The following is a 16,192-nucleotide window of genomic DNA, read 5'->3' on the forward strand; positions in this document are numbered from 1 at the left end:
CCTTGCTGCTCCATGACGCATGACTTTGTGACGACCCTTTTTTGTTTCCCTATAGGGGTTAATGGTTTGTGAAACACTCGTTCAGAATAGGAGCGCTCTACAAAAAGTGATAATAGAATTTCGGTTTGCACTAAGACAAAATCGGCGTTTAGGTCAAAAAAAGATCCAATTTCAATTTCCTTGGTTTATAGTCTGATTAACATAAAAACTCATTATTAGTTTCTATATTAGGCAATTTAAAAACGTTCCAAACATGTGTAACCAAATGTTTTTATTGAACTAATTAAATATTCAAAACCAAGCATTTTAAACTTTAAAATTATTCAACTTCAAGAGTGAAATATGAATTTGGCAAACTATTCAGGTAAAAACTTGGAAATATGCCTCAGCAGCGATAATCCTCATTTGTTGCAGCGAAATGCACAAATTGCTTTTGCATCTGGGGCAACAAGGATAGAACTCTGTGGTGTACTGAGTTGCGGTGGCTTGACCCCAACCCCGACAGCGATTGCGGCAGTTGCCCAGTATTTACCAAGCTTTGGCGAATGTATTGTGATGTTACGCCAAGCACCGCATTTTTTTATTGATGACACCATGCTATATCAGTTACAAAAAGGGATAGATGGCATTGCTTGCGCGGGCGCAACCGGTATTGCGCTTGGTTTTATCGACGATAACCAAGAGATAGCGACTGACCATTGTCGAGTACTCATTGCCACGGCAAAATCCTTAGGCCTTTCTGTCACCTTTCATCGCGCCTTTGACGCCGCTGCAAACTGGCAGCAGGCAGCCGAGACGCTGCTAGAGTTAGGCGTTGAGCGGATCTTAAGCGCCGGCAATACATGGCAAAGTGGCAAAGGCGCGGTGTTTGGTACCAGTCAGCTCATTGCCTTACTGAAAAAACTCAATGCTGAAATCGAAGTTGTGATCGGTGGAGGGGTCAATACGAAAAACGCAGCGGATCTTTGGCTTTTAAGTGAATTTGGTCCACTCTCTCTACATACTCACTCTGGCGTGCACCATGGCGATGAAGTTTGCCCAAGGCTAGTTAATGCAATACTCACCGGATCAGAAAAGGCAATACAATGACAGCATCGAAGCTATTTTTAGGGATTGATGGTGGCGGGACGAAATGTAAAGTCCGCCTCGAGGATCAACATGGACAGCTCCTTGCCGAGGCCACCAGCGGCCCTGCAAACATAGCAACATCAATACATCAGGCCCAAGAGTCAGTGTTGAGCGCAACAATGACAGCGCTGACAAACGCAAAAATCCCTCACCACGACATTGCTAACATCAGTGCTTTTGCAGGACTTGCCGGCGCGAATGTCACGACGGCTTGTGAGGCGATGCAGCAATGGCGCTCCCCTTTTGCACGCTTTCAATTTTCAACCGATGCACACATAGCTTGCCTTGGTGCGCATCAACACGAAGATGGCGGTGTAATCATTCTTGGCACCGGATTTTGCGCGGGTCTGGTGACGCATGGACAATTTAGGGAGTTCGGTGGCCACGGATTATTACTCGGTGATGGTGCAAGTGGCAGTTGGATAGGTTTGAGTTTAGTGAAGCATGCCATCGAGGTGCTTGATACACTGTCCCCTAGCAGTCTGATGATTGAGTCGTTTTTGGCTGCTATGAATTGCCACAGTACCGAACAGCTAGTCAAACTCACGCTAAACGCCACTCCCCAGTATTTTGCCCAGTTTGCTCAACATGTTTTTGCCACGCCAAACGATCCCTATGCTGAGCAAATCTTAAGTAGCGCGGCACGGTTTATTGAGCGTTATGTCCGTCATTTGCAGAGCTTAGGGGCACAGAAAGTCGCGCTAGTTGGGGGCATTGCTATGCCTATACGCCCATGGTTAGCTGCCGAGTACGCAAATGCGCTGGTGACACCAGCATTACCACCAGAAGTCGCAGCGTTAACGCTCGCTCGACGTTAACTCTTTACGTAATTGCGACGGGATTTCACCAAATAAACGACGAAACTGCTTGCTAAAATAACTTGGCTCTGAAAAGCCACACTGATAAGCGACTTGTGATACCGGTAAGCGTGTTTCGACCAGTAATTTACGGGCATTTTCCAATCTCACTTCGTTGATAAATTGATTGGGAGTTTTGGCTAAATGCTTTTTAAATCTACGCTCCAGTGCGCTTACCGACAGGTGAGCAAGTTCCGCCAATTCTTCGATACAAATATGACGATGGTAATGTGCCCGAATAAATTCAACGGGCGCTTCAATGGCTCTTACGTGAGACAACGCCTTTGACGTTTTCGCTAGATGTCGTGTAACACCATAAGTGCCCATAATCGCATTCTCGCCATCAAGTAACACTTTTTTTGACGTGGAAAACCATGCCAACTCCCCATTTGCGGTTTGATTGAGTTCTAATCTATCCGTCACGATAAAGCCTTCCATCACTCGTTTATCATCGTTAACGTATTGGAATGCCAAGTGTTGCGGTGAAAAGTCAAAATCGGTTTTCAGTAAGATTTGATCTAGGGTTTTATAGCCCTGATGTTCAACAAAGTGTTGGTTCGCATGCACTATTCTACTTTTTGTATCTTTGACCCAAAAGAGGATGTCTGGGATCAGATCAAATGCTGCAATCAATTGATTTACGCCAGCTTTATTCAATATCGTTTGCTCTTCCATTGCCCTATTTACCGCCTTTTTATAATTATAATAATTTATTTTAAACGCCGATTTTGTTGCATTGTCAACCGAATTTTTATTATCACTTTGGCGCCTCTGTTACCTATTATCAATAACATCAGATTAACTTACCTCGATAACTCGACGGAGCTAAACGATGGATAATAACAAAATCCGCATGGCCATGATCGGTGGTGGAGAAGGCGCTTTCATAGGTGCAGTGCACCGCATAGCTGCGCGTTTAGATGGTCAAATTGAACTCGTTGCAGGCGCATTTAGCGCCGATCCAAACAAAAGCCTAGCAATGGGCCAGCAACTCGGGCTTAACCCAGCGCGTTGCTATGCCAGCTATCAAGTACTCTTACAACAAGAGGCGGAATTACCAGAGTCGGAGCGCATCCACTTTGTTGCCATCGTGACCCCAAACCATTTGCATTTTCCGATTGCCACAGCTGCTATCGAACACGGCTTTCACGTCTTGAGTGATAAGCCAGCAACGCTCAATTTATCTGAGGCCCTACGTCTACAAACACAGCTTCAAGATAGCAATTGCTTGTACGGATTAACACACACCTATACCGGCTACCCGATGGTGAAAGAGGCGCGCCACCGCATCGCAAACGGCGAACTTGGCAAAATACGCAAAGTCGTCATTGAATACAGTCAAGGATGGCTTGCAAGTGCTGATGATGAAAACAGCAAGCAAGCAAGCTGGCGACTAGATGCAAGCAAGTCTGGCGTGAGTTGTTGTATGGGCGATATCGGTGTACATGCAGCAAACCTTGCCGAATATGTGAGTGGCTTGGAGATAAAGGCGCTTTGCGCGGATTTAAATATGGTCGTGCCCGGCCGACAACTCGACGATGACGGTACCGTGTTACTGCGCTTTGGCAACGGTGCAAAGGGCGTGTTGATGGCAAGCCAAATAGCACTTGGCGAAGAAAATAATCTCACCTTAAAAATCTATGGTGACAAAGCCAGTATCGAATGGTCGCAAATGGAGCCTAATAGTTTGTGGTTACGTGCAGCAAACGCCCCAGCTCAGTTGATCCGCACAGGAGTGGGCTCACTTAGCCAAGCAGCCATTAGCGCAACTCGTGTGCCAGCGGGTCACCCTGAGGGGTATCTGGAAGCATTTGCAAATATCTACCTTAACTTCGCCAACCTTATTCGTGCACACCAGCAACAACCTAATGTGCAACACGAAGAATTTGACGTGCCAAGTATTAACGCTGCAGTCCGTGGCATGGCATTTATTGAAAACGCGGTAACAGCTAGTGCAAAAGACACTAAGTGGCACCCCTTTACTATTGGATAAAATAAGAATGAAGCAAATTAAAGGACCCGCTATTTTTCTCGCGCAGTTTGTCTCGGACGAGGCGCCATTTAACAATTTTAATAGTATTTGCCAGTGGGCAAGTAGCCTAGGTTATAAAGGCATTCAGCTACCAAGTTGGGAACAACGACTGTTTGATCTGCAAAAAGCCGCTGAAAGCCAAGATTATTGCGACGAGATCTCTGGTATTGCTGCAGAGCATGGCCTTACTATTTCAGAGCTATCAACCCATTTGCAGGGTCAATTAGTGGCGGTGCACCCAGCTTATGATCAAATGTTCGACGGCTTTGCACCAGCAAAAGTGCATGGCTCTCCTCAGGCTCGTATGGAGTGGGCAACAGAGCAACTAATGCTAGCTGCCAGTGCCAGTGCTAGGCTCGGGCTGACCAGTCACGCAAGCTTTTCTGGTGCCTTGCTCTGGCATACCTTTTACCCCTGGCCACAACGTCCAAATGGCTTGGTGGAACAAGGGTTTGAGGAGCTCGCAAAACGCTGGTTGCCTATTTTGAACCGCTTTGACGAGGTTGGCGTGGATGTGTGCTATGAGCTTCATCCAGGTGAAGATCTACACGATGGCGTGACTTTTGAACGCTTTTTAGCGGCGACGAATAATCACCCGCGTGCCAATATTCTTTACGATCCAAGTCACTTTGTCTTACAGCAATTGGACTACTTAGCGTTTATCGACATCTACCATGAACGTATCAAAGCGTTTCATGTAAAAGATGCCGAATTTATCCCCAATGGCCGCTGCGGTGTTTACGGCGGATACCAAGGATGGCAACAACGGCCAGGACGGTTCCGTTCATTAGGTGATGGACAGGTCGACTTTAAGAAGATATTTAGTAAGTTAACACAGTACGGTTTTGATGGTTGGGCTGTATTGGAATGGGAATGCTGTATTAAGCACCCTGAAGATGGGGCCAAAGAAGGTGCTGAATTTATCAAACAGCACTTGATCAGACCAACCGAAAAAGCCTTCGATGATTTTGCAGGAAGTGGTACTGATACTGAACGCAATAATCAAATCCTCGGCATAAAATAAACAGGACTACGACCATGAATAATAATAATCATAATCGGACCGTGTTTCAGCTCTGTTGCCTTGCACTGGTCGTCACATCGATGACATTTGCTATTCGCGCAGGTATTTTGGGGCAATTAGGTGAGCAGTTTGAACTCTCAGATACAGAGCTTGGTTGGGTTAACGCCATGGCATTTTTGGGCTTTCCCGTTGCAACCATGCTAGGTGGTGCAATTTACAATGCCATTGGCGCCAAAAAATTAGTTGCCCTCGCCTTTATTTGCCACTTTGCAGGATTGGTTTTAACCATTACCGCTGATGGTTTTTGGTTACTACTGATCTCGACGTTTTTAATCGGCTTTGCAAATGGCTCTGTGGAAGCTGGCTGTAATCCACTGATTGCCGAAATGTATCCGAAAAACACCACGACTATGCTCAACCGATTCCATGTCTGGTTTCCAGGCGGCATTGTGATTGGTGCTCTGGCATCAAATGCCATGACTGCATCGGGCTTTAATTGGCAATGGCAAGTTGCTTTGATCTTAATTCCAACGCTGATTTATGGAGCGATGATGGTCAAGTCACAGTTTCCTGAATTTGACCGCACAGATCATTCCACCACCAGCAATCTCAAGCACCTGTTTTCTCCGCTCTACCTATTTTTAATTTGCTGTATGACCTTAACAGCAACAACCGAACTTGGTACACAACAGTGGATTGAACGCATACTGGGTGCGTCAGGCGCCTCACCTATGATGATCCTTGCGCTGATCACAGGCTTAATGGCATTAGGTCGCTTCTTTGCCGGTCCAATAGTCCACCGCTTTAACCCAACAGGCGTGTTACTAGGCTCTGCAGTACTAGCAACCGCGGGTATTTTCATGATGAGCCAAGCACAAGGATCAGCAATCTACTTGGCTGCAATATTATTTGCCTTGGGCGTCACTTATTTTTGGCCAACCATGCTGGGCTGCGTTGCTGAATACACCCCAAAAACAGGCGCACTTGGTATGTCTCTAATGGGCGGTGCGGGGATGTTTGCTGTCAGCATGTGGAATCCAGTAATTGGTAGTTGGATTGATTCGGCGCGACTCGAAGCCCAAGCGGCGAACTTAACTGCGCAGCAATCAGAACTAGTTGCAGGTCAAACGGTGCTTGAAAATATCCTGTTATTCCCAGCTATTCTCATTGCCGCTTTTATCGGCCTTTACCTTTATATCAATAAAAATAAACGCGTTGAGAAATACGCGTAATACCAATTCGCTTAATTAAGTGATCTATTTTGAGGCGAGAAAATCTTGTCGATAACAAGGCGAAAATATTGCTATTTAGTTGTTCTAAATGAGAAATTTTTAACGCAGTTAGCGTCAGATTTGCTCCTTCAAATTGAGCAAGTATTAAGACTAATTGGTATATGTAGCAACAAGTAAAAAGTGAACAGACGAGGTTCCAATATGCTCAACTCTATAAAAATACTAACGCTGGCATTGGCGGTTAGTTGTACAGCTTGCGCTAGTACAACTGACAACCTATTGAGTCCGCAAGAACAACAAGCTGGATGGCAACTGCTATTCGATGGCAAAGATATGTCGCAATGGCGCAACTTTAAAAGTGACGGTCTAAATAGCCAGTGGCAAGTTGAGGACGGCGCAATGACTCTTACCCAAGGTGGTGGCGGCGATATTCTGACCAAAAAACAATATCAGAATTTTGAGCTCCAGCTCGATTGGAAGATTTCCAAAAAAGGCAACAGTGGGATTTTTGTATTGGCGGATGAAAAAGGTGGAGCTATATACTCCCACGCCCCAGAAATCCAAATTCTAGATAACAAAGAACACCCAGACAATAAAATAGACTCTCACCTTGCAGGTTCTATTTATGACCTGTTCGCAGCGCCAAGTACGGCACATAAACCTGCCGAAGCTTGGAACCAAGTTCGCATTAAGCTACAAGATAGCCACCTACAAGTTTGGCAAAATGGTGTAAGCACGACGAGTATCGTGATTGGCAGCACCACTTGGAATGCTTTGGTTAAGAACAGTAAATTTGCGACATGGCAAGGGTTTGCTGAAGGTAAAAAAGGCCACATCGGCCTGCAAGATCACGGCGACAAAGTCTGGTTCAAAAACATTAAGATCAAGGAGCTATAACCATGGCAACATTTGATCATAAAGTATTGGTCGTTGGCTCAGGTGCCGGTGGCGCAATGGCCGCTTATACACTCACCAAGCTTGGTCACAAAGTTTTATTGCTAGAAGCTGGCAGAAATTACGACCCAAAAACAGAAAGCCCGATGTTCCGCCGCAATAGCGAAGCCCCACTCATGGGCGCTGGTAATAAGGATAAGAACTTTGGTTTTTACGACGCGACGATTGATGGCGGTTGGCAAGTGCCAGATGAACCATACACACGCGCAGAAAACACCGATTTTTATTGGTGGCGTGCACGTATGCTCGGTGGCCGCACCAATCACTGGGGTCGCTACTCGCTACGTTTTAGTGAGCACGACTTTAAGGGCAAAAGCCGCGATGGACATGGCGCTGATTGGCCGTTTGAATATCAAGACATTGCGCCTTGGTATGACAAAACAGAAGAAATAGTCGGGATCTGCGGTACCAATACCGGCTTGGATGACATGCCCCCTTCTGCGCCTGGCGTGTTACAGCCACCACCAACACCAAGAGTACCCGAATTATTGGTTGCAGCTGCCGCGAAAAAAATGGGGATCCCAGCGGTTCCTATGCACAGAGCTGTGCTGACTCGTAATAAAGACGACCGCTTAGCATGTTTTTACGCCACACCTTGTGGCCACGGTTGCTCAATTGGTGCAGCATTCCAAACTACAACCTCGCTTATTCCGATGGCCAAAGCGACAGGAAACCTTGAAGTGATCACCGATGCCATGGTGAAGTCGGTGGCGGTGAATGAAGATGGCAAAGTAACGGGTGTGACTTACGTCGATAAAAAGTCTGCACAAGAACATGCAGTCAATGCTGATGTGGTGATTTTGGCGGCCAGCGCCTGTGAATCTGCACGTATTTTGCTTAATTCTAAACATGCAAAACATCCCAAGGGACTTGCAAACTCAAGTGGTCAGGTAGGTCGCAATCTAATGGACTCTACAGGTGCTTGGCTTGGTGCACAAATCCCTGCGTTAAAAGGCCGCCCGCGTTATAACGAAGACGGCCATACCGGTAACCACCTTTTTATTCCTTGGTGGGGACACAAAGCCCATGAGAAAGGTGAGCTTAATTTCCCGCGCGGCTATCACTTTGAAATTAGCAGCGGCTTTAATCAACCGGGCTCTGGCGTGTCTGGCAATAAACAAGGTTATGGCCCCAAGTTAAAGCAACAAGTGCGTGATGCCTATGGTTCCTATGTTGGATTTGCACTGCGTGGAGAAATGCTACCGAACAAAGATTCTTACATGGAAATTGACGAAAACGTCAAAGATAAATGGGGGATCCCGGTTGCTAAATTCCATTTCAAATGGTCTGACAGAGAGCTTAAGCAAATCGAGCATGGTCTCAAAACCGCGAAACAGATCCTTGAGAACATGGGTGCCAAAGTCGGCGAGCTACCGCCTGCGGAAAAAGCCATTTCAAAAGGCGGTGAGATCATTCATGAAGTCGGCACGACGAGAATGGGCAGCTCACCAAAAGAATCGGTAACGAATCAGTGGGGCCAAACATGGGACTGTGACAATCTATTTGTGATGGATGCCGGTGTCTTTGCGTCTAACCCCCATAAAAATTGCACCTTAACCATTATGACCTTAGCGATGCGAAACTCAACTTGGTTGGCAGCACAAATTGATAAAGGAGCACTGTGATGAATACACCTGATCGCGTTGATTCTTATAAATATATTTCAGGCATGACACGTCGCGAGTCATTAAAATGGTTAGGCTTGCTTGCTGCGGGATCTGCGGTAACACTCACCGCTGGTTGCAGTAAGGCCATTGAAGGTGAAACGGCTACTGCCGGGCACTGGCCAGATATTGAAATACAGCCAGTTAGCGCTCAAGGGTATGGAACCGATCCAAACATGATCATGCCGCCAGAGTCACCTTGGCCGCTCACCCTCACCGAAGCGCAGCTCACGTTAGTTGCAGTACTAGCTGATTTTATTGTGCCAAAGGAAGGAAATCATCCATCAGCTTCTGAAGTACAAGTACCGAGTGTGATCGATGAATGGGTGAGCGCACCGTATCACGGACAACAAAAAGACAGAGTGACAATACTCCATGCGCTTGCTTGGATTGACGATGAGTCGACTTTGCGCTTTAAAAAGCCATTTTTACAACTTAGCGCCACGCAGCAAAGTAAGATTATGGATGATATTGCTTATTTTAATGCGCAAACACCAGAGCAATTTCAGCGTATAGGTAAAGCATTCTTGCGCTTTAAAGATCTCGTTCTCGGCGCCTACTTCTGTACACCTGAGGGCTGTCAAGACATAGGTTATCTGGGCAATGTACCAATTGCAGGTGATTATCCTGGGCCTACTGCTGAAGCCAAGGCGCATCTAGATGGCGTACTCGCAGAGCTTGGGCTAAGCCAGTATGCGTACCGCGACTAACCCTTGAGTCATTTTGTTATGACTAACCGAAGCAGAGTCTAGCTCTGCTTTTTCTTTAGGAGTAGATCATGTTTGTTGAAAACACCAACCGATTAAAGCAAGTAATGCTGTTCATTGCTTTAATTTTTATCTCGCCACTGAATGCACAGCCTTCCCTTCAATCTTTGCCCGTTAGCGTTCAACTGTGGTCGGTAAAAGAGGAATTAACAAGAGACTTCGACGGCACCTTGCAAGCACTCGCCAACATGGGCTTTGAAGGCGTTGAATTTGCGGGAAACTTTGGCAACTATGCCGATAACCCAAGTAAATTAAAACAAAGGTTAGCCGAACTCGGATTAGTTACGAGCAGCGCCCACATCGGCTTTGATGCATTAACTGAAGAAAAACTAGCAAGCACCCTACTCTTTTACAAAACCTTAGGCGTATCCACGCTCTTTATTCCTTGGGATGAAAGAGCATGGGATAAAAACCAAGTGCAAGCATTTGTAAAACAGCTTAACCAAGTGCATCAAATTGCCAAACGTTATGATATGAGGATCGGATTTCATAATCACGAGAAGGAATTTAACCCATACGCTAATAGCACGTTTTGGGATTATATCGCCACTAACACCCCAAGCGACTTTCCGCTGCAGCTCGATGTCGGCTGGGTGAATTATGCAGGTAAATCACCTAGCGATTATGTTAAGCGATATACAGGAAGAACCGTATCGACACATATCAAAATACGTACTCACCAAGGAGATGACAAAAGCCCAATCATTGGCGAAAACCACTACCCTTGGAAAGCGCTCATCCAGACCATGCAGCAACACGGCGGCACACAGTGGCTGGTAATCGAACAAGAAGAATACCCAAGCGGCCTAACCCCCCTAGAAAGCGTCGCCCGCTCAAAAGCGAATTTAGATAAGATACTGAGTGAGTAACAAGCGGGAATATGTTTATCTGAAATAGTTAATTATCACTGTCAGGTTTGAGCTTTAGGGTTAATCAAACCTGATTGTTGTTGCGGTGCTAAGAGTCGGGGCGGTAACGCCGTGCTAATTTGCCAAAACGGACGCTTTTGTTTTGTGGTAGCGTAGCGTTAAACCGCAAAACAAGCGTCGCAGAGGAGATCAAATTGAGCACTTTGTTAGGCGCGGTGCGGATTATACTTTTCGTTAACTTCATTTGCTCCCTCATCATGAAATAGGTCAGTTGTATTTATGATAGAGTACGGGTCAAATTCATTGATGAACTTCTCTGCGTTTTTTGAGATTGGATTACCTGGGGAGAAATACAGATCCTTCTCTCCTTTACCATCGGTAATAAACCCCAAGTCTGTACGGGTGACTATTTGATCCACCAGATACCCTGCAATCTCTTTTTCCTGCGTTATTTCCAGCCAAACCCGATCCAGAGGTTGAACTATGCGAACTGAGACAACATCTGTTTTCATCCAATGAGAATATTTTGACATTAAGTCTTTGGTAATATCTATTGCTGCAAAGGTATCCTCTTCGAATGAGCTATTGCCCATTCTTTGTAGGAGACTAATTGCTTTATCCAAAGGGTACCTAAAAAACTCTCGATTACTGTTTATGCGAAAATCTGAAAGTCGATCGTGGATTTCACTCTCAGTTCGAACATGGTTATCACAAAATAACTCAAATGCGACTTGATAAGGGGTTGGAACTCCCGTTTTATACAACTCTCTAGCCCTTGAACGACTATCTCTTCGTGTCTTCCCTATTTTTATCAATCCAGGCATGGACTCATTAATTAATATGTATACGTATCCTGGGTTCAATAGCTTCTCCATTTTCGCCTAGCGCTTTAGTATTTATGCGTACGCAGTACGCATAGTCGCTTGTTGAACTGGGCCGCGATATTTAAACCTGAAGATTTAAACCAGACACCTACCACTAATTTGCAACAAGGTTGATTTCTACCAACTTTCATCATACCTACCTTTTAGCCACTAACGCACGCCTAACAGGCGTTTGTTATATTTACAACCACTCACTAGCGACAACCGCACTTAATGGCTTATATGCCCGTTGTACATTTAACACATTCGCATTACTGTCAAAACGATAGAGATGCCTGAATAAACCTTCTAGTTCCTCAATTTCAATGTTTGTAATATTGTCCCATACTTCAAATGCTGAGAAGTGAGACCATAAACCATCTTTACTTTTTAAATGTGATTTTAATCTATTTTTTATGCTGCTTCTGGCCATCCCGACATAAACAACATCATAATGATGGGCGGGATCATTTCTGAAGCCCCTCCGTTTGTAAAGAACGTAGATACCACGAGTTCCTTTTCCCACGTCAATTATGTTCTCAAGAGGTAGATACTCCATCGCATTCTTAATCAAGCGCATTTGACTTTTCACTGTAAGCTATCCTTGTAAACATACGCCCGGTTATGGGGCGGATAATGCTTGGCTAAAATAAGTGAGGAACGAGCGCCAGCCAAGCTTTGGGCATCCCATCCATTGACTAGATTTAAACCATAGTTTAAGCCAGACACCCATCACTAATTTGCACCCTCCAAAGATGCCGCCTAAGCTTTAGTTCTGCACTCGAAGGATTGAGGAAACTAAACTACGGCAACTGCCCGTAAAAGACAAATCAGTTTAACCGACACCAAATACTACCACTGTATCTCCCGCTGTGTAAGGCGTGCGTTTCTGTGCGGTGAAGATAAATCTACCGGAAAATCATACGAACACCACCGGGATTGGGTTGAAGAAAAGCACCTGATGTTGGGCTCCGTGTTTTGTATTGATGTCTGTGCTTATGCCGTGATGAGTAATCACACCCACATTGTTTTATATGTTGATGATAAAAAGGCTAACCGCCTGTCGGATGAAGCGATTGTGATACGGTGGCACAAGTTGTTTAAAGGTAATTGGATAACCCGTAAGCTTACTGAAGGTGAGCCACACTGCGAGTCGGAGCAATTGATACTCAGTGAGCATGTCGCCAAGTACAGTACGAAATCGCTGACACCCACCTTAAACTTGGAGCTGCATTATCAGCATTGATGCAGATAGTCACGGGTGTTGTTTGCGCCATAAATGGCGACCTACGTAAAATCGTGGCGTAAAGTCACTCCCACAACACTATTCGCACTGTGATGTAGGAGGCATAACTTGACGCTAAATACTTTCCTCATAATCTAACACTTTAGCGTCATTGGCTTTGTTAAGCAGGCCTCGGCTTTGTGATAGGAAGTGTTTCGCGCTTTCTGAGAAATACTGTTTGGCTTGTGAAAAAGATTGCATTAGGCCTTCTTTATCGCCTTGTTGTAGCTTGGTCAATGTCTGCTCAAAGGTATCTTGATAGCTTGCCAATAACCCTTCGACATCATTAAATTGCGCGAGCATAATATCTGAATAAAGTTCAGGGGATTGTGCAAACAGCCGTCCCACCATCATCAGCTCTAATTGGTAGATAGGCGATGAACAGCTTCTTAGCTCTTTTAATGAATGGCACTGCTTAGATAAAAACTGACCATACACAAACGTGGTTAAGTGGCGCATCACTTGGATGATCTGCATGGATTGGTCGTGTTTTTTAGCGTCCATCGGTACCAACTGGCTGCCCCAGATCTTTAGTTGCTTGATTAATCCTTCGCATTGCTTTGGCATACGTCCTTCGCACACCACGACAGTTTGCTTAACCCAATGAGATATATCTGGACCAAACATAGGATGTAAGCCGACCACAGGGCCGTTGTGCTTGTTCATTAGTACTTTGAGCGGGGCTTGCTTCACAGAGGTAATATCTGCAAGAATACAATCATCAGGTAGCGCTGGTAACTCGTTAACGACTTGCTCTAGCGCGTTAATTGGTACGCTCACCAGCACCAATTTTGCATCACTCAGTAGCTCAGTAGCCTGTGATTGATTGTCTTTGTCTAAGATGCGTACTTCGTAGCCTGAGCGCTTAAACTGTTTCGCAAACAGTTTACCCATGGCGCCTTGACCACCGACAATAACAACCGGAGACATTTTTGGTTCGGCACAGGCGAGTTCACTTTGCTGGTTTTCGTAGGCTTCTCGCATCATACGACGCAGAATATCTTCGACTAAATCAGGGTTTACCCCTTTGGCATCAGCTTCTGCGCGCCGCGCTTTGATCAGCTCAGCTTCACGCTTCGGCACATGTAGCGGTGCGCCCTTTTGCTGTTTTATTTTTCCAACCTGCTCGGTCAATGCTTTGCGCTTTGCAAGTAGCGCGACAAGCTCGCTATCGCAATCATCTATTGCAACGCGTATTGCTTCTAAATCGTTAGCCCCATTCATGATGTAAACTTATATATACAGTAGTAAATTAAATAGTACACCGAGTCTAACAAGAAGTGCGCCGCTTTAAAAGTAAGCAACCATGAAAATATCGTGACAAGACGCCTGATATGTCAGTGAGTATTCACAGAATGGAAATAATGAGAGGGATAAAACCAAAACAGGCCGCATAAAGCGGCCTGTTTTATCTGCATTTGATAAATGCGACGTATTAGTTAAGTTTCTCTTTAATACGTGCTGATTTACCAGAGCGCTCACGTAGGTAGTAAAGCTTAGCACGACGAACCGCACCACGACGCTTAACTGTTACGCTGCTGATAAGAGGGCTGTGCGTTTGGAATACACGCTCAACACCTTCACCGCTTGAAATCTTACGAACAGTGAAAGATGAGTGTAGACCACGGTTACGCTTAGCGATTACAACACCTTCAAAGGCCTGTAGACGCTCTTTTTCACCTTCTTTTACACGAACCTGAACTAGTACTGTATCACCAGCACCAAATGCAGGTATGTCTTGCTTAAGCTGTTCAGCTTCAAGCTCTTTAATAATATTTTGGTTTACTTTTGCCATTTTATTTCTCACATTCCTAGGTGTAACTGTCTTCTAGCCACAAGCTTGGCCATTCTCTTGCTGAAATTCAGCAAGTAATGCCGCCTGCTCCTCAGTCAGAGCTAGGTTACGCAACAAGTCAGGACGACGTTGCCAAGTTCTACCCAAAGACTGCTTTAAGCGCCATTTGGCTATTTCTTGGTGGTTTCCGCTGAGTAATACAGCAGGCACCTGTTTATCATCCAATGTTTCCGGCCGGGTATAGTGAGGACAATCCAACAAGCCATCCGAAAATGAATCTTGCTCTGCTGATTGGTTATGACCTAACACACCTGGCACTAATCGAGCTACTACATCGATTAATGTCATGGCAGGTAACTCACCACCACTCAGTATAAAATCGCCGATGGACCACTCTTCGTCTATATAAGACTCGATGATCCGCTCATCAATACCTTCATAACGACCAGCTACTAAAATCAACTTTTCAGAGTGCGCCAATTCAGTCGCACCTTGTTGATCTAGCTTTCGCCCTTGAGGGGACATATAAATTACTTTAGCGCCTTCTCCTGCTGCCGCTTTGGCATCAAGAATAGCTTTTTTGAGAGGCTCAACCATCATTAACATTCCCGGGCCACCACCATAAGGGCGGTCATCCACGGTTCTATGTTTATCAGTGGCGTAGTCTCTCGGGTTCCAACAATTAAACTCAATCAAGCCGTTTTTCACAGCTCGACCCGTTACGCCTTGCTGAGTTATCGCATCAAACATGTCAGGAAAAAGTGAAACCACTCCAACCCATAGCTTTTGCTGATCGCTCATTAAAACGCTGGATCCCAATCTACCGTAATTTTTCTCTCGTCATGATTAATATCCGAAATAACAGAGTCTGTTAAGAATGGAATTAATCTTTCCGATTGGCCAAATGCATCTTTTTTGTTTGCTTTCACAACCAAAACGTCATTTGAACCAGTCTCCATCAAGTCATCAACTATGCCTAAGTCGTAGCCTTTATCGGTTACTACTGACATGCCGATGAGATCTCGCCAATAAAACTCCCCTTCAGGTAATTCAGGAAGCTGCTCAGCATAAACAGCGATTTCAGCATTGGTATAAGCCACTGCTTCGTCTCTGTCGTTTACCTGTGCAAATTTAGCGATATATCCCTTGTTGTGACGACGCCAGTCGCTCACTTCAAGGTTTTGCCATTTACCTTGTTGCCCTATCAACCATGGGCTGAAATCGAAGATCCCTTGGGGATCGTCAGTAAATGAATGCACCTTAAGCCAACCCTTGATGCCATAAGGAGCACCAAGCTTACCAACAACGATTGTCGAGGTTTTACTTTGACTCATGGTTACACTTACGCCTATTAAGCCGCTTTACGAGCGTCTTTAACCAGCTTCGCAACACGATCTGAAAGAGCTGCACCTTGACCTACCCAGTGATCAACACGAGATAAATCTAAACGTACTTTTTCTTCCTGACCTGCAGCGATAGGGTTAAAGAAACCTACCTTCTCGATGAAACGACCGTCACGCGAGAAACGGCTATCCGCAACCACGATTTGATAGAATGGACGCTTTTTAGCGCCGCCACGTTGCAAACGAATAGTTACCATACCGTCCTCTACATAGATTGACTGTTTTCATTAATAAGTTTGTACTTCCCATTACGGGAAGCTCGGGCATTTTACGCATTTTTCAGCGCAATGCAAGTTTGAATTAGATAAATGCCCAACAG

General features: G+C 45.3%; 17 protein-coding genes and 1 pseudogene. 10 read left to right on the top strand and 8 right to left on the bottom strand.

The features are described from left to right. Positions 1-342 precede the first annotated feature (342 nt). Together NO992_RS18505 and NO992_RS18510 are read left to right on the top strand one after the other, a co-directional pair. Entirely contained in the window at positions 343-1,089 is a 747-nt protein-coding gene (locus NO992_RS18505) for a copper homeostasis protein CutC (protein ID WP_371379758.1), read from the top strand. Further along, positions 1,086-1,946, top strand: coding sequence for a BadF/BadG/BcrA/BcrD ATPase family protein (locus NO992_RS18510; protein WP_371379761.1), 861 nt, complete (start codon positions 1,086-1,088; stop codon positions 1,944-1,946). The genes NO992_RS18505 and NO992_RS18510 overlap by 4 nt, the downstream gene beginning before the upstream one ends. Here the strand turns inward: NO992_RS18510 and NO992_RS18515 are convergent. Further along, positions 1,926-2,660 (bottom strand): AraC family transcriptional regulator, encoded by a 735-nt coding sequence (locus NO992_RS18515; RefSeq protein WP_010606702.1) that lies wholly within the window; start codon positions 2,658-2,660, stop codon positions 1,926-1,928. The genes NO992_RS18510 and NO992_RS18515 overlap by 21 nt on opposite strands. A gap of 157 nt (positions 2,661-2,817) precedes the next feature. Between NO992_RS18515 and NO992_RS18520 the strand changes: the two genes are divergently transcribed. The 7 genes from NO992_RS18520 to NO992_RS18550 all read left to right on the top strand — a co-directional run bounded on the left by NO992_RS18520 (position 2,818) and on the right by NO992_RS18550 (position 10,527). Next, complete coding sequence (locus NO992_RS18520) at positions 2,818-3,978, top strand: Gfo/Idh/MocA family protein (RefSeq protein ID WP_371379765.1); 1,161 nt, start codon at positions 2,818-2,820, stop codon at positions 3,976-3,978. A 7-nt stretch (positions 3,979-3,985) separates the two neighbouring features. After that, positions 3,986-5,041, top strand: a complete 1,056-nt coding sequence (locus NO992_RS18525; protein ID WP_371379768.1) for a sugar phosphate isomerase/epimerase family protein — start codon at positions 3,986-3,988, stop codon at positions 5,039-5,041. Positions 5,042-5,055: 14 nt separating this feature from the next. After that, positions 5,056-6,273 carry a sugar MFS transporter gene (locus NO992_RS18530; protein WP_371379770.1) on the top strand — a complete coding sequence of 406 codons (1,218 nt, stop codon included), beginning with the start codon at positions 5,056-5,058 and terminating at the stop codon, positions 6,271-6,273. Positions 6,274-6,474: 201 nt separating this feature from the next. Further along, positions 6,475-7,170 (top strand): DUF1080 domain-containing protein, encoded by a 696-nt coding sequence (locus tag NO992_RS18535; protein WP_371379772.1) that lies wholly within the window; start codon positions 6,475-6,477, stop codon positions 7,168-7,170. Positions 7,171-7,172: 2 nt separating this feature from the next. Beyond that, positions 7,173-8,852, top strand: coding sequence for a GMC family oxidoreductase (locus NO992_RS18540; RefSeq protein WP_371379774.1), 1,680 nt, complete (start codon positions 7,173-7,175; stop codon positions 8,850-8,852). Next, a complete protein-coding gene (locus NO992_RS18545; RefSeq protein ID WP_045964389.1) occupies positions 8,852-9,601 on the top strand; it encodes a gluconate 2-dehydrogenase subunit 3 family protein in 750 nt (249 codons plus the stop codon). The genes NO992_RS18540 and NO992_RS18545 overlap by 1 nt, the downstream gene beginning before the upstream one ends. A 68-nt stretch (positions 9,602-9,669) precedes the next feature. After that, positions 9,670-10,527, top strand: coding sequence for a sugar phosphate isomerase/epimerase family protein (locus NO992_RS18550; protein ID WP_371379776.1), 858 nt, complete (start codon positions 9,670-9,672; stop codon positions 10,525-10,527). Between the two features lie 206 nt (positions 10,528-10,733). Here the strand turns inward: NO992_RS18550 and NO992_RS18555 are convergent, their stop codons facing one another. Together NO992_RS18555 and NO992_RS18560 are read right to left on the bottom strand one after the other, a co-directional pair. After that, entirely contained in the window at positions 10,734-11,402 is a 669-nt protein-coding gene (locus NO992_RS18555) for a GIY-YIG nuclease family protein (protein WP_045964386.1), read from the bottom strand. A gap of 190 nt (positions 11,403-11,592) precedes the next feature. After that, positions 11,593-11,982 carry a GIY-YIG nuclease family protein gene (locus NO992_RS18560; RefSeq protein WP_371379778.1) on the bottom strand — a complete coding sequence of 130 codons (390 nt, stop codon included), beginning with the start codon at positions 11,980-11,982 and terminating at the stop codon, positions 11,593-11,595. Between the two features lie 237 nt (positions 11,983-12,219). On the opposite strand from NO992_RS18560, the pseudogene NO992_RS18565 reads away from it, so the two are divergent. Then, positions 12,220-12,582, top strand: a pseudogene (locus NO992_RS18565) (transposase); the annotation flags it as partial. A 168-nt stretch (positions 12,583-12,750) separates the two neighbouring features. On the opposite strand, the gene tyrA reads toward NO992_RS18565, so the two are convergent. The 5 genes from tyrA to rpsP all read right to left on the bottom strand — a co-directional run bounded on the left by tyrA (position 12,751) and on the right by rpsP (position 16,070). After that, positions 12,751-13,899, bottom strand: a complete 1,149-nt coding sequence (gene tyrA / locus NO992_RS18570; protein WP_371379780.1) for a bifunctional chorismate mutase/prephenate dehydrogenase — start codon at positions 13,897-13,899, stop codon at positions 12,751-12,753. A 211-nt stretch (positions 13,900-14,110) separates the two neighbouring features. Continuing rightward, positions 14,111-14,470: a 50S ribosomal protein L19 gene (gene rplS, locus NO992_RS18575; RefSeq protein ID WP_010371056.1), complete on the bottom strand. Its 360-nt coding sequence runs from the start codon at positions 14,468-14,470 to the stop codon at positions 14,111-14,113. A gap of 33 nt (positions 14,471-14,503) precedes the next feature. After that, entirely contained in the window at positions 14,504-15,271 is a 768-nt protein-coding gene (gene trmD / locus NO992_RS18580; protein ID WP_371379783.1) for a tRNA (guanosine(37)-N1)-methyltransferase TrmD, read from the bottom strand. Further along, the gene (gene rimM, locus NO992_RS18585; protein ID WP_010371053.1) at positions 15,271-15,804 is read right to left on the bottom strand and encodes a ribosome maturation factor RimM; all 534 of its coding nucleotides are present in this window, start codon (positions 15,802-15,804) and stop codon (positions 15,271-15,273) included. The genes trmD and rimM overlap by 1 nt, the downstream gene beginning before the upstream one ends. Before the next feature lie 17 nt (positions 15,805-15,821). Further along, the gene (gene rpsP, locus NO992_RS18590) at positions 15,822-16,070 is read right to left on the bottom strand and encodes a 30S ribosomal protein S16 (RefSeq protein ID WP_010371051.1); all 249 of its coding nucleotides are present in this window, start codon (positions 16,068-16,070) and stop codon (positions 15,822-15,824) included. Positions 16,071-16,192: the final 122 nt, after the last annotated feature.

The sequence above is a fragment of the Pseudoalteromonas sp. DY56-GL79 genome, from assembly GCF_041414765.1.
GTDB classification, from domain to species: domain Bacteria; phylum Pseudomonadota; class Gammaproteobacteria; order Enterobacterales; family Alteromonadaceae; genus Pseudoalteromonas; species Pseudoalteromonas piscicida.